This window comes from Flavobacterium sp. (genome assembly GCF_027484205.1).
Taxonomy (GTDB): Bacteria; Bacteroidota; Bacteroidia; order Flavobacteriales; family Flavobacteriaceae; genus Flavobacterium.
Genome location: NZ_JAIXUB010000012.1, coordinates 1 through 21295, shown reverse-complemented (window position 1 = coordinate 21295; position 21295 = coordinate 1). Strand labels below are relative to the sequence as shown.

Here is a 21295-nt window from a genome sequence, read left to right as displayed (position 1 = left end):
AGTAAAAATTCATGAAAATAATCATAACGATTTTAATGTCATTAATTGCAGAATTAATTTTTAGCCAAAATTGTAGTTGTAAAACCCAACCTGAATTAAGTAAAATTATTTCTTGCGAAAAAACTATTTTCAAGAATGGTACAAAAATTTATAGAGAATTTAATTGTGATTCATCTTGGGTAATCTTTGAAACCAAAAACAATAAAAAGAAAATACTTTTCTCACTTGATAAAACTTTGATTAAGTTGACTGGAAGGTTGGGATTTGCAAACTGGTTTGAATACAAAAACACTTTTCTTATAAAATACAAAACTGTTTCAGGATGTTGTGAACCAAATCAATACTTATTATTTAACAAAACTAGTGGTGAAAAAATTGCTAATATTGAGAGAGAATTATTTTATAGTGAAAATTACAAGTATCCTTATTTCATTTCTATCGACAAAGACAATTCAAATTTTTTATCTTTTATGAATTTAGAAACAAACAAAATTTTTAAAATAAATTTACCAAAAGGAAGAATTGAAAAAACTATGAAATTTAATGGAGGTCTTTTTTGTGAAAGTTTATTTCAAAATGGAGAAATTAAAAATGGTATTTTCAAAATCCAATACAAATATAAAAAATCTGAAAAAAGTGAATGGTTGATTGGAAAAGTGTCAGTTAATCTAATAAAAGCATCTAAATAAGTATTTTTTTAAAATAAATTCTCATAAACAAAAAACCCTTTCATCACTGAAAGGGTTTTTATTTTATTGGCAAAATATTAGTTTTTAACAATTTTCATGTTAGTCACTTTATCACCACTATAAACTTTGACAAAATACATACCTGATTGCAATTGACTTAAATCCATAACATTACTTTCAGATTCATCATTCATAACCTTTAATCCACTAAGTGAAAATAATTCTATTTTCGTAATTCTTTTATCTGAACTTAAATGTAACATATCTACAACAGGATTTGGATACATAGCAACCCTTGATTCACCTGAACCTGAGCCACAATCAGAATTAACTTCTGTCAAACTATTATCATTTTGCAAACATTGATTTTGCATATAAACAACTTCATTTGCATCACAACAAATCGCAGCTAAATCTGGATTTCCTGAAAAATCTATGTATTCTTCAATAATATCATTTTTAGTAGATAAACTTGTTAATTGGTTATTATTACAATAAAGTGCCTGTAAATTAAACATACCATCGACATTTAAAGAAGTAAGTAAATTATCATGACAAAAGATAGTTTTAACATAATTTACACCGTCAATATTTAATGTACTGATGTTATTTTGGCTGATTGCTATACTTTCAAGATTTTGACAATTACTCAAATCCAAACTTGTTAGATTATTTCCAGTCAAATCTAAATTAATTAAGTTCACTTGATTAGATAAATCAATAGAAGTTAGACGATTTTCTAAAGGAAATGAATAAGTTCCAGTTGAACCAATACAACTTAAATTCAATAAGTTAACTGAATCTGAAATATCGATTGTTGGCAATTTACCTAAATAACCCAAAGATTTTAGATTAACTAGATTATTAAAATTAACAGAAACAAGAGAAGGACAAAAAATATCAACAACTTTCAAAGCAACATTATTTGATAAATCTAATGAAGTTATTAAATCACCAGAGCATTGAAACTTAACTAAATTAGTATTATTAGAGACATTAACAAAAGCTAACGCTCCCGAACCAACTGAATTCGAAAGACTTAATTCTTCTAAATTAACTAAACTAGGTTGATTAAAAGTGGTAAAGTTAACATAGTAAGAACTAAATACTTTTAAATTAGTAAAATATTGTAAACCTTCTAGGTTAGTAATATCTGTGTAATAAAAACTCAACCCAATTACATTTAATGCCTCAGCTTGGCTAATTTCGCCATCGCCATTAGCATCAATTGGAGGATAAGAAATAATATTGTTTGGATCAGTACTAAAATTAATACTGGAATTTACCAAAAAATTCTTTAAAACGGGATCTGTAAAAGTAATGTTTTGAGCATTACTCATTTGAAACAAGAAAAAGAATAAAAAAAGTAGTTTTGTTTTCATAGTATTTGTTTTTATTTCATAATAAATTAAGAATCACATAATTATCAGAGAATAAATTTACGCCTACTAAATAACTTTTAAACAATATTTAACATTTCAAGACCTTTATACTAACATTTGTTTGACATTTTTTATCAAAAAACACCTTTTTATCAAAATTCATTAAACACTTTTATAAATGATTTTCAAGTGTTTAGAAAAAAATTCTAATCTACATTTTTAAAATAAAACTTTCGCTTGCGCCTAAAACCAATTTTATAATTCCGATGCCATTTTCAACAACCATTGTTTTTTTACTTCCATATAATTGATCAGTCACTTCATAAGTTCCGTCTTTTAATTTCCATTCCGTAATTACTTCGGTTGGAATTCTTAAATCAATTTTAAAGGTTCTATTTTTTGAAAAGTTAGAAGAAATAATTAATTTTTCGTTGTCTGACCAACGTACAAAAGAGTAAATTGTGGTTTCATAACGATTAGTAATGTTTCTGTTTGCCGTTTGCAACTCTTTGAATTTACCCATCAAAGCATCACTTTTAATAGTGAAATTCAATAATCTTGAATAAAAATCACGCAACGCTTTTTCGCTATCAGACAATTGTCCGCCATCAAATTTTCCGCCATTCATCCATCGTTGGTGATTTGGAACTCCTACATAATCAAAAATTGAAGTACGTGAACGTTTTCCAAAACCGCCATCAATATCACCTGCTTCACCTACTTCTTGACCAAAATAAATCATTGTTGGCGAAGTGCTGATTGTGGCAGAAACAACCATTAATGGTTTCCCATTTTCACCACTTCCTGCAAATTCTGGACTTGCTAATCGTTGTTCGTCATGATTATCTAAAAAATGCAACATATTGTGTTCAATATCACTCAAACGATTTTGAATATCAGAAATTCCATCTGTGATTTCTCTTTCTTGAATAATTCCTTTCAGATGATCATAAAATTCTACTTTATCATACAAATAATCCATTTTTCCTAAATGAATGTAATTTCTATATTGCTCAGGATTATAAACTTCTGCCAATAAAAATGCATCTGGATTTTTCATTTTTATTGCCGAATTCATATAACTCCAAAATTCATACGGAACCATTTCTGCCATGTCATATCTAAAGCCATCAACACCTTTTGCAATCCAATATAAAGCAATATCACGGAATTTTATCCAAGAATTAGGCACTTCTTTTCCTTGCCAATATTCAAAATGTTCTTTGTATGACTTTGATTCAAAACCTTCAGGAAGCAATGGAAAATCTTTATCGCCATCAGGTGTAATTCCATAATTAACTTTTACAGTTTCATACCAATCATTAATATCTGGTTTTGCCATTCGTGAACCATTTCCTGTCCATTTTGCAGGATTTTCTACAAATTCACCATCACTCATTGGGTATTCTTGTCCATTCAATGGTTTGTAATTATCAGAAGTAGGCACTTGAAAAGCTTCATTTGGAATATAATAAAAATTATTATGACGAGCATAATCTACATAAGTTGTGTCGTCAGCACCAAAGTCTTTCACACCTTTCGGATTGTTTTTCCCTTCATACTTACGTGCAACGTGATTTGGAACAATATCAATCAACAATTGTAAACCATTAGCATGCGTTCTTGCAATTAATGCTTCAAATTCTTGCAAACGATTAGCCGGATTTACAGCTAAATCTGGATTTACATTATAATAATCTTTTACTGCATAAGGCGAACCTGCACGACCTTTAACTACATCCGGATCATCATTTGAAATTCCAATGTTTGTATAATCTCTAACCACTGCGTGATGCGGAACTCCAGTATACCAAATGTGAGTTACACCAAGTTTTTTAATTTCTTGCAATGCTTTATCTGTAAAATCATTGAACTTACCTACTCCATTCTCTTCAATTGTTCCCCAAGGTTTATTGGTAGTATTTTTATTTCCGAACAATCTTGTAAAAACTTGATAAACAACTTTCTTCTTTTCCACAGTGGCAACTTTTGTATTATTAGGTTTAATATTTGGGACAACTTTTTTTTGCTGAGCGTTTGCATTAATGGACAAACCAAGTATAGCAAACCATAAAAATTTCTTCATAATAAAATAGTATTTATTGTATTCAACAAACCTACATAATTTTTACTATTAATAAAAAATTCTTAATAAACATTTGTGCTGATTCTAATTTCATAAATTTGCATTATTTTAAAATTTTTGAAATCCTACTATGAAAAACATAGCATTTTTATTCTTTCTTCTTTTCAATCTTAATTGTTTTAGTCAAACGCAATCAGAGATTAATATGGAAGCCTACAATAACTACAAAAAAGCAGATAAAGAACTGAATGAAGTTTATCAAAAAATTTTAAAGGAATATAAATCAGATACTGAGTTTCTTAAAAATTTAAAAGCTGCACAAAAAATTTGGATTACTTTTAGAGATGCAGAAATGCTTGCAAAATTCCCAAAAAGAGAGCCAGGATATTATGGAAGTATTCAACCAACTTGTTGGAGTAATCATCTGCAAGAGTTAACCGAAGAACGAACAAAAAGATTAAAAACTTGGCTTACAGGAATTGAAGAAGGAAGTATGTGTTCTGGTTCTGTAACCATTAAATAAAGACTAAATTGAACGATTTTTTAAAATACCAAGCTCAAACGTCACCATATCCATTAGGAATGGAAGTTTCACACGCTGTTGGTTCCTATATTTACGATACAAACAATAAAAAGTATTTAGATTTTGTTGCTGGCGTTTCGGCTTGCTCGCTTGGACATCAACATCCACGAGTAAATCAAGCTATAAAAGATCAATTGGACAAATATTCACACGTGATGGTTTATGGCGAATATTCTCAAAGTCCAGCAGTACAATATTGTAAATTATTAGTTGAGAATTTACCTAAAGAATTAAACAAAATTTATTTAGTAAATTCTGGTACAGAAGCTTGTGAAGGCGCTTTAAAACTTGTTAGAAGAGTAACAGGAAGAAGTCAGTTGATTTCGTGTCATAATGCTTATCATGGAAATACAATGGGTTCGATGAGTGTTATGGGATTTGAAGAACGCAAACAAATTTTTAGACCTTTAATTCCCGATGTTGATTTCATCACCTTTAATAATGAAGACGATTTACAAAAAATAACAACCAAAACCGCTGGAATAATTCTCGAAAGTATTCAAGGTGGCGCAGGTTTTATCCAACCTCAAAATGACTTTTTAGCTAAAGTAAAAAAACGTTGTGAAGAAGTTGGCGCTTTAATGATTGTGGACGAAATCCAACCTGGTTTTGGAAGAACCGGAAAATTATTTGGATTTGAAAATTACAATGTCGTTCCAGATGTTGTCATTATTGGAAAAGGAATGGCTGGCGGAATGCCTGTTGGAGGTTTTATTGCCAACGAAAAACACATGGATTTATTAAGTCATGATCCTAAATTAGGACATATTACCACTTTTGGCGGACATCCTGTTATTGCTGCTGCTTGTTTGGCAACACTACAAGAAGTTTTAGAAAAAGACTACGCCAAACAATCTTTAGAAAAAGAAAAACTCTTTAGAACACTTTTGGTACACCCTTTGATACAAGAAGTTAGAGGAAAAGGATTGATGTTAGCCGCAATGACATCTGATGAAGAAATAACAAATCAGGTAATTTTGCGTTGTCAAGATAGAGGATTGATTCTGTTTTGGTTATTGTTTGAAGGAAAAGCCATCCGAATTACGCCACCATTGACTATTTCTGAGGAAGAAATTAGAGAAGGTTGCAAAATTATTTTAGAGGTGATGGATGAAGTTTTAAAAAGTTTATAGTTATTAGTTTATGGTTAGTTGTTAATTACCAACAATAAACAATAAACCATTAACATCAAACTTAAATGTTAATTAAATTGTTCAAAACAAAAATCAATTTTCCTTAAATAACGACATTAGTTAACTACTTTTATTAAGGATAATTTTAAACAAAAAGCTATGCATTTGGATCACGACGAAGAAGACTACAATCTATCCTTATCGAAGTTTGAATCCATGTTGAAAACCAATAAAGTTTTCTTTTTTGATTCAGAAGAATTTGAAGAAATTATTCTTCATTATCTTGATATGGGCAAAGCTAATTTAGCCAAAAAAGCTTTAAAATTAGGACTTGAACAACATCCTAAATCGACTGGTTTAAAGTTAGTTCAAGTAGAAATGTTAGTTTATGATGACAAACTCGAAATAGCTGAAAAAATGCTTAATGAATTGTATGCTATTGAGCCAACTAACGAAGAAATTTTTATCCAAAAAGCCAATATTTATTCGAAAAGAGATAATCATGTAAAAGCGGTTGAACTTCTTCAAGAAGCTTTAAAATATACCGAAGATTTAGCCGATGTTTACAACCTTATTGGGATGGAATATCTGTTTATGGACAACCTTGAAAAGGCAAAAGAGAATTTTAAAAGTTGTTTAGAAGTAGATATTGAAGACCAATCAGCACTTTATAATGTGGTTTATTGCTACGAATTTTTAGATCAAAATGCAGAAGCTATTGAATATATCAAAACCTATATTGATAGAAATCCTTATTCAGAAATTGCATGGCATCAAAAAGGACGTTTGTATTACGGATTGAAAGATTATGTAAATGCTGTACGCGCTTTTGAATATGCTACCTACATTGACGAAGAATTTATGGGTGCTTTCATGGAGAATGGTAAAGCATTAGAACGACTTAAGCGTTATGAAGAAGCTATTGAAAACTATCAAAGAACAATTGATTTAGACGATCCAACTTCGTATGCTTTGTTACGTATTGGAAAATGTCATGAAAAATTAGGAAATAAAGTGGAAGCATTAAAGTATTTCAATAAAACAGTCCACGAAGATCCATTATTAGATAAAGGTTGGATTGCAATTACAGATTTTTATGTACGCCAAAAGAACTTTCAAAAAGCACTGTTTTATGTAAATAAAGCTTTAGCAATTGACGACCAAAATCGTGCTTATTGGAAACGTTTTGCAACAATAAATAAAGCCATGAATTTCTATGAAGAAGCCGAACTTGGTTTTAGAAAAGCGGTTGAATTTGGTGATAATCATCTAGATACATGGTTGTTCTGGGTTGATATTTTACAGTTTTTAGGTGAATTTGATTCTGCAGTTATGACGTTACTTCAATCTACCGAATTTTTCCCTGAAGAGTATCAAATTGAATACCGTTTGGCAGGATTCTATTTTATATTAAATGATACTGAAAAAGGAACTTTTCATTTGAGTAATGCATTGCGATTAAACTTCAACAATCATACTTTATTAGAAGAATTATTTCCAACGGTTTGGACAATAAAAAAAGTACAGAGTTTGATAAAGAAACACAACAAATAAATTTTCAACACGAATTTCACGAATTTACACGAAATTATAAAACATAAAAAATTACACGAACTTATTTGATACAGATATTAATTCGTGTATTTTTTTTATTCACAACATGAATTCGTGGTAATTAGTGAAATTCGTGTAAACCTTTCATAACATCATTAAAAATTGGAAAACAATAAAAAATTCGGATTAGTAGGTAAAGACATTTCCTATTCCTTTTCTAAAAAATACTTTACAGAAAAATTTTCTAAAGATCTTTTTAATGATTGTACTTACGAGAATTTTGATATTCCAACAATAGAAGAATTTCCGAATGTGTTGAAAAATAATCCCGATTTGAAAGGGTTAAACGTAACAATTCCATACAAAGAAGCTATTATTCCATTTCTTGATACCATGTCGGATAAAGCTTTTAGAATTGGAGCTGTGAATGTAATTCGTTTTACTAAAAAAGGAAATCTAAAAGGTTATAATTCTGATTGGTATGGTTTTAAAAAATCGTTAGAACCACTACTCCAACCACATCACAAAAAAGCCTTAATTCTTGGAACTGGCGGCGCTTCAAAAGCAGTTGCGTTTGCTTTAGATAAACTCGGAATTTTCTACACTTTTGTATCAAGAGAAGCTTCAGAGAATGCTATTGATTATAATAGAATCAACGCTACAACATTTGATAATTTTCAAATTATAATCAATTGTACACCACTTGGAACCAGTCCGAATACAAAAGAGTTTCCTCCTATTCCGTATGAGTTTTTTACAGAAAAACACATTGCATTTGACTTAATTTACAATCCCGAAGAAACGCAATTTTTAAAGAAAGCTAAGAAAAAAGGAGCAACTATTAAAAACGGATACGAGATGTTAGTTTTTCAAGCAGAAAAAGCATGGACAATTTGGAACAAGTAATAGTTTTAGAAATTCTGATTTTATTCAATACAATTGCAATTTAGCCCCGATTGCAGAGAAAATAGCTTTATAAAAGTTTTGAACTTTTACAAAGCTATTGTAACGAAAAGCGGGAAAATGGACCCGAAGTTTCGGGGCAAAAATTCGCGAAACATTCGCTCCTAAAAAAAATATTCTGTTCAGAAACCATTGATTTTCTTTGATTTTTGTTGCTACTTCACTATCTTTCGCCCTCCAAAAAGGAAAATATTGTATAACCTAACACATTCAAACAAATGTTAGAAGAAAAGAATGATAACCTGTCAGTTAACGAAAACGAGACAGATGGAAACGTAAACAATGAATCTCAAGAAGCGTTTCAAGCTGAAAATCAAGAAGTTGAAGCTATTGCAGAAGCTATTGAAAACGAAGTTGAATTGATTCCTGATACCGAAGTTGAAGCACCATTAGTAGCCGAAGCTGAACAAGAAACGGTTCTAGAAGTTGAAGACCTTGTAGGTGAACAAATTACAGAAACGCCTGAAGAAGTTCCAACTATTGAGAATACGACAGAAGAAGTTGTAGAAAATGTTATTGAATTAACAGACGAACAAGTTGCAGATGACACCATCGTTTTAGAAAATGAAAATGATTTTGCAATGAACGCTATTGCAAATGCAAATGCAGAGGAAAGTGAAGATGAAACGGTAAAAGGTCGTTATGATATTCCTTTACAGGATTATGAAGCTTTGCCAATGGAAAAATTGGTTGAAGAGTTGGAAACACTTGTTGCAACTGACCAAGTAATGTCGGTTCGTGAACATGTTGAAGAAGTAAAAAAAGCATTTTTATCTAAATTTCACCATTTTATGGATGAAAAAAGAGATGAATTTAATGCAGAAAATCCAGATACTACTGAGGATTTTCATTATAGTTTTCCGTTAAAAACAAAATTTGATTCGTTATACAATCAATACAGAGATAAGAAAAATGCGCATTTTAAATCGCTTCAAAACAATTTAAAATCGAATTTAGAAAACAGAATGGCGATTGTAGAAGAGTTGAAAAACTTGGTTAACAATTCGACAGGAAATATTGCCAATGCTCTAAAACAGCTAAATGATATTAGAGAACGTTGGAAAAATGCTGGACCAATTCCAAAAGATAAATACAACCACGTTTGGAATAATTATCATTTCCACATTGAGAATTTTTATGATTTCTTGCACTTAGATAGAGATGCTCGTGATCAAGAATTCAAACATAATTTAGAGTTAAAAAACAAAATTATAGCTCGTGTTGGTGAATTAATCAATGAAACTGACATCAACAAATCGTTTCGTGAATTACAAGATTTACACAGAATTTGGAAAGAAGACATCGGACCAGTTTCGAGAGAACATCGTGAAGAATTATGGAAACAATTCAGTGAATTGACCAAACAAATGCACGACAAGCGTGAAACTTTTTATGAAAGTTTTAGAGCAAAAGAAACTGAAAACCTTGAAAAGAAAAACGAAATCATTGCGCAATTAGAAGTTTTAGCTCAAGAGAAAGTAGATTCGCACCAAGCTTGGTTGAACCAAATTGTAAAAGTGGAAGCTTTAAGAAATCAATTCTTTGCTACAGGAAAAGTTCCAAGTGAAGTGAATGAAGCAACTTGGGCAAAATTTAAAAATGCAGTTCGTGATTTTAATGTATTGAAAAACTCTTTCTACAAAGACATTAAGAAAGATCAAAACGATAATTTAAGCAAAAAACAAGCACTTGTAGATAGAGCAAACGAATTGAAAGATAGCGAAGATTTTGCAGCTACAACGCCTTTAATGAAACAAATTCAGGAAGATTGGAAACAAGTTGGACACGTGCCAAGAAAGTTTTCTGATAAACTTTGGGATGAATTTAAAGCGGCTTGTAACCATTATTTTGAACGTTTGAAAGACAGCAAAAAAGAGGAAAATGCTGAAGAAGTTGCTGCTTTTGAAAAGAAAAAAGAATATTTAGAAACGTTACGTTCATTTGAATTAGTTGGTGATCACAAAACCGATTTGGATGCCATAAAAGCGCACATCGAAGCATGGAAATCTATTGGAAGAGTTCCTTTCAACAGAAGACATGTGGAAGGAAAATTCAATAAAATTTTAGATGCTTTGTTTGAAAAATTAAGTTCAAGCAAAAAAGAAAGCGAGCAATTGCGTTTTGCTAATCGTTTGGATAACATTGCTGGATCTGAAGATAGTAGAAAATTAGATAATGAAAAAATCTTCATCATGAGAAAAATTGATGAAGTTCAAAATGAAATTTTCCAATTAGAAAACAACATTCAATTCTTCCAAAACACTAAGAATGCTAAGAAAGAAAATTCAATTGTAACTGAGGTTAGAAAAACTATTGAACGACATAAAGAAGATTTAGTTTCTTGGAAAGACAAGTTAAAACAAATTAGAAATTTGAATAAATAAAAAGAAAGCTCACTTTAATCGGTGAGCTTTTTTTTCTTTTTGCACGAATTGGCACGAATTATTTCAAACACAGATTACACAAATTTCCACAGATTTTTTTTCACACGAATTACACTAATTATTTTGAACATTGATTACACAAATTAAATTTTAGTCTATTCGCAATATTTTTTTTCTATTCTCTTTTCTTTCCCACATGACAATTATCATTTTTTTATGACATAACTCAGGTTACTTTTGAAACTTAAAAGTATTCCATCATGTCAATTTCCTTAATTCAAAAATATAATGTTCCTGGACCAAGATATACAAGTTATCCTACGGTTCCATATTGGGAAGAAAATTTATTTTCATTGGAACAATGGAAAAATACTTTTATAAAATCATTCAACGAATCTAATGCATCTGAAGGTATTAGTTTATACATTCATTTGCCTTTTTGCGAAAGTATGTGTACGTTTTGTGGTTGCAACAAACGAATAACAAAGAATCACGAAGTTGAAAATCCGTATATTTTAGCGGTTTTAAAAGAATGGAATTTATATTGTGATTTATTAACAAATAAACCCATTATTAAAGAAATTCATCTTGGTGGAGGAACGCCAACTTTCTTCTCACCAGAAAATTTAGAAACATTAATAAACGGAATTTTCACGCGTGCTATTAAAGCCAAAGAACACGAATTTAGTTTTGAAGGTCATCCAAACAACACTACACGACGACATTTACAATCACTTTATGATTTAGGATTTAGAAGAGTGAGTTTTGGTGTGCAAGATTATTCCAACAAAGTTCAAACAGCAATTCATAGAATTCAACCATTTCATAATGTGGCGAAGGTTACTTTTTGGGCAAAAGAAATTGGATATACTTCTATTGGTCACGATTTGATTTTTGGATTACCATTTCAAACTTTGAATGATGTAATTGATACGATTGATAAAACCAAATCACTTTCACCAGATAGATTGGCATTTTATAGTTATGCACATGTGCCTTGGATAAAAGGTAACGGACAACGCGGATTTAAAGGTGAAGATTTACCAAAAGATGATGAAAAACGTCAACTTTATGAAGCTGGAAAAAATAGATTATCGCAGAATAATTATCATGAAATTGGAATGGATCATTTTGCTTTAGCAACCGACAGCATGTATGATTCTTTTGAAAAAGGAAATTTGCATCGTAATTTTATGGGATATACTTCTTCCAAAACTCAATTGATGATTGGACTTGGCGTTTCTTCAATAAGCGATAGTTGGTACAGTTTTGCTCAAAATGAAAAAACTATTGAAGACTATTACAAAAGATTAGATGCTAATGAATTACCGGTTTTTCGTGGTCACATTCTAACCGATGAAGATTTAATTATTAGAAAACATATTCTAAATTTGATGTGTCAATTTGAAACTTCTTGGAAAAATGATAACGACTTTTTTCCTGAATTACCTGAAATCATCAATCAACTTCATGAAATGGAAAACGATGGTTTGGTGAAAATAAATAGCCAATCAATAGAAGTTACTGAAAAAGGAAAACCATTTGTGAGAAACATTTGTATGGCATTTGATTTACGTCTAAAACGAAATCTTCCGCAGACAGAATTATTTTCAATGACGGTTTAATTATCAAAACTATAAAAAAATAAGGGAATTAAAATTGACTTTTTAATTCCCTTATTTTTTTATAATTAATTTAAAAACTGCTCTAATAGTGGACAATTATATTGCTTGTATGTTTTGGTATTTTTATAAATCGTTAGGAAATTTTTAATTTCAATTCCTGCTATAAATGGCTTCGGATTTTCCTCATAAGGTTGAGCGAAGGAATAATGTTTGGTTAAATCACATTCAAAAATCATTAAGCTTGCCATTGCTTTAATCTCTTTATTTTTAGCTAATTGCAACGCTTTTTGATAATATTGTCTTGCAATTTCAAGATTGTAATAATTCCCATTTTGAAATTTTACTTCTTGATCTACTCTATTGCCACCAAAAACATAATCTGAATAACTATATTCTCCCGAAGACAAACCATAAGCTGTCATCATCCATGAATTTCCAACAGATGAAACATTATAATAAGCGTGAGCCAATTTCAAATTACTTTCGGCAGTATTTTGTTTTTTTAATTTGATTAAAGTCGCAACAAAATTGGCTTTATCAAATTTGTAATTATACTTTCTATTTTTAGTTCCATAAACTAAAACCTTTGGAACGAATGGATTTTCATTCAAGTAGTATTTAAATTCATACGTTTTTTCGTAGAACTCTTTCGGAATTTCAGCGAAGGTTTTTTTAGCCAATTCCAGATTATTATTTCTAAAAGCAAGCGTTCCTTTTACGTCTTTGTATGCATTTACATCTTGATAAGTTGTTCCCGAACAAATGTATTTTTCAAAAGGTGTTTTGTCTTCTTTTTGAATTAATGCAATCAAGTTATCAATGTCTTTTTCTTTTGCATAACGCTCGAAATAACCAATGTAATAATAGTAGTATTGGTCTTCATAATAGCTATAATATCCATCAAAATTATCTGAATAATACTTTTTATTTTCTGATTTTAAAAACAATAAACCTGCTGTCGCCACGTCGTTTTTGTCGAAATATTGTTTACTCGCTATGCGATATAAAGTATACATACTTTTAAAAAGTGTTGCATCATTTTCAACTATATCTTCGATAGCATTAAAACTTTCGAACAGAATTTGTTTTGTTTTTTCATCCAAAATATTTCCTTGTTTTAAAGCAATTAAAGCCAATTGAATGTGCTTTTGAAGTTGAATACTAGCATTCGCAGTGGATGAAATTTTATCGGAATATTGTTTACCTAAATCAATTTCGTCGTTTATAAAACATAATTGTGCAATGGCCGCATTGTAAAAATCTTTTTGCTCACCAACAGCTTGCGGTTGGATTTCAATTAGATACTCTTTCAACTCATTTAAATAAGCATAATCTTTAATTTCGTTTTCTTTTTTGGCTTTTTCATAATCAGAATACCAATCTTGAGTTTCAAAAACTACCGATGGAGAACTTTCGGTATATTTTGGAGTAAAAATCCAATCTTCTAATTTATTGATTTCTCTTCCAACAAGAAAACTAAAATATTCACTTTGAGGAATTAATTGCTGAATTTCTTTCAAGTCTTTCAGAGCTGGCGATGGATTTCTCATACATTTCAATGCCAAAATTATTCCTTTTTCAAAATCATTTTTTGCATATTTCAATGTTTCCTCAATGATTTTATCATCAAAATTTAGCATTACGGCAAACGCTTTTTCATCACAAGAAACAAAAACTTTGCTTAAATAATAATTACGTAATGCTTTATCTTCTATGGACATAGCAAAATAATGCATTGCCCAAGGATTCAATATAGAATTGTCTTTAGAAGTGAAATATTTTTGATACAATGCTGATATTTCTTTAGAAGTTCCGTTGTTATAGTAATCGTATCGCAACAATAAAAATGCATATCTTTTAATCAGAAAAGCATCTTTAGCAGTTAGTAGTTTATTTTTAAAATTTGAAATTACCGCTTTTGCTTTAGGAGTTTCATCATAATAATCAACTTGAATATCATCCCAAGATTCCCATTTATTTCCTCCTAAATTGTTGTATTCAATCTTTTTAGCTAATGAAATATACTCGAAAAACAATTTGTTCTTTGGTAAAGCCAATGCTTCAATAAAGGAATTGTCTTTAAAAACCTTCTGTAAATTTTTAGATTTTGAAGCATTTTCAAACTTTTCAGATTCGGTATTATATAGAATTTCGTAAATATCATCAATGGAAATTTGGCTTCCAAGTTTGGCTTGCCATTCCTTACAATTTCTAATTTGATCGGCATTTTTTCCCTCTTCTACCGACATGTAATAATCAGCAGAATAACAAAATGGTCGTAATTTTACATTGTTAATTCGTTCGGCACGAAACAATGCTAAACGAGTTGTTTCGGCAGATTCGCTCCATCCACAAGCAAAAATTTGGATGCTAAATAACAGAAAAAAAGCACTAAAAACTTTCATAATACTTTGATATATTTTGAACTCCATAATCGTTTATGTATTTTTTATCGAATGAAAAGAAGGTAACTTTAGTAGTGTTTGAAATTTTTACTTTTTCGGTGATTATATCAATCATATCCTCAATTTCTTCATCTGAAATTTTTTCAATTTTGATTTCATCACCATTTCTTGCATAAAACTTACCTATTTGAATGTCATCTTGTAAAGTGTATTTATTGTCGTCTGTTTTCTTGAAAGTTGTTGGACTTTTTTCAAATTCTTGATATTCAGAAATCACACCTTTAAATTCGCCACCACGAAATAAAACAGACCAACTAAATAATGGTAAAGCAATATCTAATTCTAATGGATAGGTATCGTGCGTAATATAATCTGCTAATTCATCACTTGTTCCAATCGAGTTTTTAGTATTATATTCGGTTGGATTTGTCATGTTGTAACACATTAAAAGTCCTTTATCTACAGGAGGAATTCCTGCTTTTTCATAATATTTATATTGCCAAAGTCGAATGGTTGAAGCAATTTTATAATTTGGAAATTTAGATTTCAATTTTTCTAATAAATAAAAATAATTGTCTTTAGACGATTCTGTCCAATCACAATCAAAAAGAAGTTCTTGAATGTCTTTCTCGAATTTTGGCTTTTCAGCTATTATTATGGAATCTGTACTTAATCTAGATTGAAAAGCATTTCCTTTTTGCCTTTCATAATCTGCATCTGCAATTTTGTATGCTAAAGCAGTCGCTTTTTCAGTTTGATATTTATCAATGATTTTTTTTATGCGAATTGCCATTCGTTCCGATAAAACATCCAATTGAGGTTTTGACGAATTTAGAAGTACATCATTAGTAATGAAAATACCTGGTGTAATATTTAAACCATCAGTAATTCGAATATTATAAACGGTTGCTACAGGTTGCGCTTCTTCTGCGTAAGGATTCCAATCTACATCAAAAAATCGAACATACATATGTTTCAATTTCATTTGTTTAGCAAGAGAATCTTCTTCTTGCCCAAAATAACTATCGGTTTTCCAATAACAAAAAGACTTAATAACATCAATCTTTTTATCTTTTTTACAAGACAAAAATGAAAGAAGAACTAATGAAAATAGAATGATTTTTTTCATCTAAAAATAACTTTTTTATTCTCAACGAAATTAGTATAAATCTAATATCATTTTAAAAAAATAAAGAAAATATTTCAAAGAAAATCAATTTAAAATTTAATTAAGGTTTGCTTACCTTTGCAAAAAAATAATTCATGTCAAATATATATTTAGCCTATCATTTTACTATTGAACCAAAAGATCTTGGTTCGGAAATTTTAATTGCAGAATTAGGAGAAAAAGCTTTTGAAAGTTTCATTGAAACAGAAACAGGAATCAGTGCATTCATTCAGAAAGATTTGTGGACTGAAGATATTTTAGAAGATATTTTCATTCTTGATTCTGATGAATTTACAATAACTCATGTTGTAGAAGAAATTGATCAGGTAAATTGGAATGAAGAATGGGAAAAAAACTTTGAAGCTATTGATGTTGATGGAAAATGTCATGTTAGAGCACCTTTCCATCCAAAAACAGATGCCGAATTTGATATCGTAATCGAACCAAAAATGAGTTTTGGAACAGGTCATCATGAAACTACTCACATGATGATTCAACATTTACTAGAAATGAATGTTGAAGGAATGAAAACATTAGACATGGGTTGTGGAACAGCAATTTTAGCCATTCTTGCTGAAATGAAAGGCGCAAAACCTATTGATGCCATTGATATTGATAATTGGTGTTATTTGAATTCTATTGAAAATGCAGAACGCAATAATTGCAAAGAAATTACCGTTTATGAAGGCGATGCTGCTTTGTTGAAAGACAAAAAATATGATTTGATAATTGCTAATATCAACCGAAATATTTTGTTGAACGATATGCAATCTTACGTAGATTGTTTAAACCCAAACGGAACGATTTTATTCAGCGGATTTTACACTGAAGACATCCCTTTTATTGATGCTTCTTGCACCGAAAAAGGATTAAAATATGTTAAAAAATTTGAAAGAAACAATTGGGTTTCATTGAAATATGTAAATTAGCAATTCAAAAATGCTTTAAAACATGAGTACCATAGAAAAAGTTCAAGAAGAAGTTTTAGTTGAAGAACAAGTTGGAATCAATAATGAAATTATTCTTTATAATGACGATGTCAACACCTTCGACCATGTCATTGACACCTTAGTAAAAGTTTGTGATCACGAACCTTTACAAGCTGAACAATGTGCTATTTTAGTTCACTACAAAGGACAATGTTCTGTAAAAAATGGAAGTTATGAAGAGCTCAAACCGTATTGTTCTGCTCTTTTAGATGCAGGGTTAAGTGCTGAAATACAATAAAAAAAATCGTCTTGTTACAAATAACGAGACGATTTTTTTTTAATGAGGTAATTTGTCTTTAATTAAGCCATAAATGAAAGTTCCAAATAAAGCTCCAAAAAATATAAAAATCACACTAAAAAAACCAGAACCTAAAAGAATAAAAATTGGTCCTGGACATGCGCCAACTAAAGCCCAACCTAACCCAAAAAACAAACCTCCTATCCAATAGCGGAAAGTTCCTTTTTCCTTTTCTTGAATGTAAATAGGATTACCTTTTATGTCTTTTAATTTTTTTCTTTTTATAAGTTGAATTCCAATAACTCCAGTTATGATGGCCGTCATTATTATTCCATACATGTGAAAGGAATCAAATTGAAACATTTCGTAAATTCGATACCAAGAAACTGCCTCTGATTTAGTTAGTACAATTCCAAAAACAAAACCAACAAGTAAATATTTAATTAAATTCATTTTAAAAAATTAATGGTAAAACAAAATGTGCAACGATTAAACCTCCAACAAAAAATCCAATGACTGCTTTCAATGATTGCATTTGAAAATTACTTAAACCAGAAATTGCATGTCCAGAAGTACATCCGCCAGCATATCGAGAACCAAAACCAATTAAAACGCCACCAATAATTAAAAATAATATCATTTTTGGAGATTGAAAAATTTCATTTCCAAAAAGGGCATTAGGTAATAGCTTAGCATTTGGAGCGTCAATTCCTAGTTTTTCTAACTTTTCAATTGTTACAGGATTAATTGCAACGTTAGACGAATCACTCATGTAGTGTGTTGCAACATAACCACCAATCATTGCTCCAAAAACAACAACTAAATTCCATCTTTGTGCTTTCCAGTCCCAATTAAAAAAAGATACTTTCTTTCCAATTCCTGTCATAGAACAAAGACTTCTCAAATTAGAAGACATTCCAAAAACTTTACCAAAATAGATTAAAGCAAGCATTACCATTCCTATTAAAAATCCAGAAACGGACCAATGCCATGTATGTGAAATAATTTCCATAAATTTTATTTTTGACAAAAATAGATAGAGTGGTTTGATTTTTGATTATAATTTAACATATTTGAATAAAAAAATTAATTTAAAACTTAAAATGAAAAGAAACCTATTCCTTCTATCTTTTTTTTCGATTATCCTTTTTACTTCTTGTGGTGGCATAAAATCAACGTTACAAAATGTTGACAATAACGCTGTAAAACCACAAGTAAAAGACAATCGTTTTGTAATTACAGAATATAGTAATGATTCAAAATATGGTTACAATGCCAATTATCCAATCAATATTGGGTTTGAAAACGAAAAAAATTCAACAAAAAACATTACCTATTATTTCAATGCATTACTAGGAAAAAAAGGTGAAAAATTCACTTATGAAAAAATAGAAACCTGTTGTCCTTTCCCAACAAAAAGAACAAAAATGGGAGCAGGAACTTTAGATATTTATGAAATTACCTTTGAAGGAGAATCAAAAAAAGTAAAGTTATACTTCAATATATATGAAAAGGGAAAAATACTTTGTCCAAATGGTTTTTCAATAAAACAGTTCTAGTTTGTTGATAAAATTTTATAACTAAACAATCACAAGACCTTCTAATGAGAAAATTAGAAGGTTTTTTTTGTTATATTTGCTAATCAAATTTAATCATAATGAATCTACAAAATATCCCACAGATTAAACATCTATCAAGTGGTAATTTCTTCATTCTTGCCGGACCATGTGCAATTGAAGGAGAAGAAATGGCATTAAAAATTGCCGAAAAATTAATAACAATTACAGACAAACTTGAAATTCCTTTTGTATTTAAAGGTTCGTTTAAAAAAGCAAATCGTTCAAGAATAGATAGTTTTTCAGGAATTGGTGACGAAAAAGCGCTAAAAATTTTAAGAAAAGTATCCGAAACTTTTAACGTGCCAACTATTACCGATATTCACACTAATGAAGATGCTTCAATGGCAGCAGAATATGTTGATGTGCTTCAAATACCAGCATTTTTAGTTCGTCAAACAGATTTAGTTGTAGCTGCTGCAAAAACAGGAAAAACGGTAAATCTTAAAAAAGGACAATTCATGAGTCCAGAAAGTATGAAGCATGCAGTTCAAAAAGTATTAGATTGTCAAAACGAAAACGTTATGATTACTGACAGAGGAACGATGTTTGGTTACCAAGACATGATTGTTGATTTTAGAGGAATTCCTACTATGCAACATTTCGGAACTACTGTTCTTGATGTTACACATTCACTTCAACAGCCTAATCAAACCATCGGAGTAACTGGTGGAAGACCTGATATGATTGAAACAATTGCTAAAGCCGGAATTGCTGTAGGAGTTGATGGTCTTTTTATTGAAACACATTTTGATCCAGCAAATGCAAAAAGTGATGGAGCAAACATGTTACATCTTGACTATTTTGAAAACTTAATGACTCGTCTTGTTGCCATAAGAAAAACTATCAATCAATTTTAAATACCATTACAAATGTTTTCCAAGTTAAATTCTTTCCTAATTATTATTTTATCTGCCTTATCTCAACTTACTTATGCACAAGAACCTGTAACTCCCGAAAAATTCACTAAACACAATAAAGGTAAATTATACTTCTTTTGGGGTGGAAATCGTGAAAGCTACACAAAATCAGACATACGCTTTAAAGGTGATGATTATGATTTCACTATCCATGATGTAGTTGCAAATGACAAACCAAAAGGTTGGCATATTGATTATTTCAATCCTGCTAGAATTACAATTCCTCAAACAAATTTAAGAATTGGGTATTTCATCAATGACCACTACAATATTTCTATTGGTGTTGATCATATGAAGTATGTTATGGAGCAAAATAGAGCCGTTGACATTAATGGTTTTTATCCAAATGAAGGAACTTATGGAGAATCTTTACCTAACAACCAGGTACTATTAACAGAAGAATTTTTAACATTTGAACATACCGATGGTTTAAATTACGTTAATACAGAATTTTCAAGAGTTGATGATATTTCTAAAATATTCAAAATAAACAACACAGATAAATTCCAAATTAATTTAACCGAAGGTGTTGGAATTGGTTTATTATATCCAAAAACCAATGCAAAATTATTAGGAAAAGAGAGACATGATGATTTTCATGTATCAGGATATGGTTTTTCAGCTAAAGTTGGATTGAATTTTACCTTCTTTAAATACTTTTTTATTGAAACAGAACTCAAAGGAGGATTCATTGACATGAATGATATTAGAACTACAAGTGATGCTTCTGATTCAGCTTCTCAAGAGTTTTTCTTTTTGCAAAGAATAATAGCTTTAGGAGGAATATTCAAAGTTTAATTTAGATAATATTATTTTTTTTTATATTTTTGATAACATTTTTTATAAAATCAACCACTATTTCACAATAACTACTATGAAGAAAATTACTTTATTACTTCTAACATTATTCCTTTCGTTTGCTGGTTATTCACAATTTCCAACACCAGGAACTGAAGGTTTTGAAGGGACAACAGGTCCTAATTTACCTGCTCCTACTACTCCTTCTCCATGGACACTTGGAACTGGAGTTACAGGAAACCAATGGGCTGTTTTTGATAACGGCGTTGGTCCAAATCAACGATGGGGAATTAACAACGCAATTGCTACTCCACCAATTGTTTATGCAGGAACAAATGCTGCTTATATCAACAGAGAGAACATTGGTTTAGGAAATACCTCAGAGGATTATTTAGCAACTCCTTTACTTACAGTACCAGCAAATGGACAATTACGATTTTTTGCTCGAACTTTTACAAATGGAAATACAGGTACTATTTATCAAGTAAAAGTAGCACCTCTTGGTTCAACTCAAACTTCACCTGCTGCATACACAACTTTACTTGCAGAATATAATGAAGATCAATTGACTCTTGATCCTGATGGTGTTCAAAACAACTTTAATATTTATACAGAAAAAGTTATAGATTTCCCTGCTGCATTGATTGGTCAACAAGTTTATGTTGCCTTTGTAATGAAATATACTCAAACTACAACTGGAATTAGTGGTGATAGATGGCTTTTAGACAATGTTAGAATTGCTCAAAAGTGTTTAGACCCAAC

19 protein-coding genes are annotated in these 21295 nt (G+C 30.2%); 13 read left to right on the top strand and 6 right to left on the bottom strand.

Translation table 11 applies throughout. The features are described from left to right. Positions 1–11: 11 nt before the first annotated feature. Positions 12–689 carry a hypothetical protein gene (locus tag Q0049_RS03945; RefSeq protein ID WP_298116792.1) on the top strand — a complete coding sequence of 226 codons (678 nt, stop codon included), beginning with the start codon at positions 12–14 and terminating at the stop codon, positions 687–689. Positions 690–766: 77 nt separating this feature from the next. Here the strand turns inward: Q0049_RS03945 and Q0049_RS03940 are convergent, their stop codons facing one another. Both Q0049_RS03940 and Q0049_RS03935 read right to left on the bottom strand, forming a co-directional pair. Continuing rightward, positions 767–2071: a T9SS type A sorting domain-containing protein gene (locus Q0049_RS03940; RefSeq protein WP_298116790.1), complete on the bottom strand. Its 1305-nt coding sequence runs from the start codon at positions 2069–2071 to the stop codon at positions 767–769. A 211-nt stretch (positions 2072–2282) separates the two neighbouring features. After that, positions 2283–4157: an alpha-amylase family glycosyl hydrolase gene (locus Q0049_RS03935; protein WP_298116788.1), complete on the bottom strand. Its 1875-nt coding sequence runs from the start codon at positions 4155–4157 to the stop codon at positions 2283–2285. 130 nt (positions 4158–4287) lie between these two features. On the opposite strand from Q0049_RS03935, the gene Q0049_RS03930 reads away from it, so the two are divergent. The 6 genes from Q0049_RS03930 (at position 4288) to hemN (ending at position 12399) form a co-directional block, all read left to right on the top strand. Beyond that, positions 4288–4680 (top strand): lysozyme inhibitor LprI family protein, encoded by a 393-nt coding sequence (locus Q0049_RS03930; protein WP_298116786.1) that lies wholly within the window; start codon positions 4288–4290, stop codon positions 4678–4680. An 8-nt stretch (positions 4681–4688) separates the two neighbouring features. Next, positions 4689–5873, top strand: a complete 1185-nt coding sequence (locus tag Q0049_RS03925; protein ID WP_298116784.1) for an aspartate aminotransferase family protein — start codon at positions 4689–4691, stop codon at positions 5871–5873. 159 nt (positions 5874–6032) lie between these two features. After that, entirely contained in the window at positions 6033–7427 is a 1395-nt protein-coding gene (locus Q0049_RS03920) for a tetratricopeptide repeat protein (RefSeq protein WP_298116782.1), read from the top strand. A gap of 162 nt (positions 7428–7589) precedes the next feature. Continuing rightward, the gene (locus Q0049_RS03915; RefSeq protein ID WP_298116780.1) at positions 7590–8333 is read left to right on the top strand and encodes a shikimate dehydrogenase; all 744 of its coding nucleotides are present in this window, start codon (positions 7590–7592) and stop codon (positions 8331–8333) included. Positions 8334–8608: 275 nt separating this feature from the next. Beyond that, complete coding sequence (locus Q0049_RS03910) at positions 8609–10774, top strand: DUF349 domain-containing protein (RefSeq protein WP_298116778.1); 2166 nt, start codon at positions 8609–8611, stop codon at positions 10772–10774. A gap of 260 nt (positions 10775–11034) precedes the next feature. Then, positions 11035–12399: an oxygen-independent coproporphyrinogen III oxidase gene (hemN, locus tag Q0049_RS03905; RefSeq protein WP_298116776.1), complete on the top strand. Its 1365-nt coding sequence runs from the start codon at positions 11035–11037 to the stop codon at positions 12397–12399. 65 nt (positions 12400–12464) lie between these two features. Here the strand turns inward: hemN and Q0049_RS03900 are convergent, their stop codons facing one another. Together Q0049_RS03900 and Q0049_RS03895 are read right to left on the bottom strand one after the other, a co-directional pair. Next, complete coding sequence (locus Q0049_RS03900; protein WP_298116774.1) at positions 12465–14831, bottom strand: hypothetical protein; 2367 nt, start codon at positions 14829–14831, stop codon at positions 12465–12467. Next, positions 14791–15933 (bottom strand): hypothetical protein, encoded by a 1143-nt coding sequence (locus Q0049_RS03895; protein WP_298116773.1) that lies wholly within the window; start codon positions 15931–15933, stop codon positions 14791–14793. The genes Q0049_RS03900 and Q0049_RS03895 overlap by 41 nt, the downstream gene beginning before the upstream one ends. A 134-nt stretch (positions 15934–16067) precedes the next feature. Here Q0049_RS03895 and prmA point away from each other — a divergent pair, with 134 nt between their 5' ends. Then, on the top strand, positions 16068–16901 hold the full coding sequence (gene prmA, locus Q0049_RS03890) for a 50S ribosomal protein L11 methyltransferase (RefSeq protein WP_298116770.1): 834 nt from the start codon (positions 16068–16070) through the stop codon (positions 16899–16901). Positions 16902–16923: 22 nt separating this feature from the next. Continuing rightward, complete coding sequence (locus tag Q0049_RS03885; protein WP_298116768.1) at positions 16924–17199, top strand: ATP-dependent Clp protease adaptor ClpS; 276 nt, start codon at positions 16924–16926, stop codon at positions 17197–17199. Positions 17200–17238: 39 nt separating this feature from the next. On the opposite strand, the gene Q0049_RS03880 is transcribed toward Q0049_RS03885, so the two are convergent. Continuing rightward, the gene (locus Q0049_RS03880; protein WP_298116766.1) at positions 17239–17652 is read right to left on the bottom strand and encodes a DUF6691 family protein; all 414 of its coding nucleotides are present in this window, start codon (positions 17650–17652) and stop codon (positions 17239–17241) included. Between the two features lies 1 nt (position 17653). Next, positions 17654–18211 (bottom strand): YeeE/YedE thiosulfate transporter family protein, encoded by a 558-nt coding sequence (locus tag Q0049_RS03875; protein ID WP_298116764.1) that lies wholly within the window; start codon positions 18209–18211, stop codon positions 17654–17656. A gap of 91 nt (positions 18212–18302) precedes the next feature. Here Q0049_RS03875 and Q0049_RS03870 point away from each other — a divergent pair, with 91 nt between their 5' ends. The 4 genes from Q0049_RS03870 to Q0049_RS03855 form a co-directional block, all read left to right on the top strand. Then, positions 18303–18758 carry a 2-dehydro-3-deoxyphosphooctonate aldolase gene (locus Q0049_RS03870; RefSeq protein ID WP_298116762.1) on the top strand — a complete coding sequence of 152 codons (456 nt, stop codon included), beginning with the start codon at positions 18303–18305 and terminating at the stop codon, positions 18756–18758. Positions 18759–18856: 98 nt separating this feature from the next. Further along, positions 18857–19675, top strand: coding sequence for a 3-deoxy-8-phosphooctulonate synthase (gene kdsA, locus Q0049_RS03865; RefSeq protein ID WP_298116760.1), 819 nt, complete (start codon positions 18857–18859; stop codon positions 19673–19675). 12 nt (positions 19676–19687) lie between these two features. Next, positions 19688–20533, top strand: a complete 846-nt coding sequence (locus Q0049_RS03860) for a hypothetical protein (protein ID WP_298116758.1) — start codon at positions 19688–19690, stop codon at positions 20531–20533. 76 nt (positions 20534–20609) lie between these two features. Next, positions 20610–21295: choice-of-anchor J domain-containing protein (locus Q0049_RS03855; RefSeq protein ID WP_298116756.1), on the top strand; the 686-nt coding region annotated here is incomplete at its 3' end.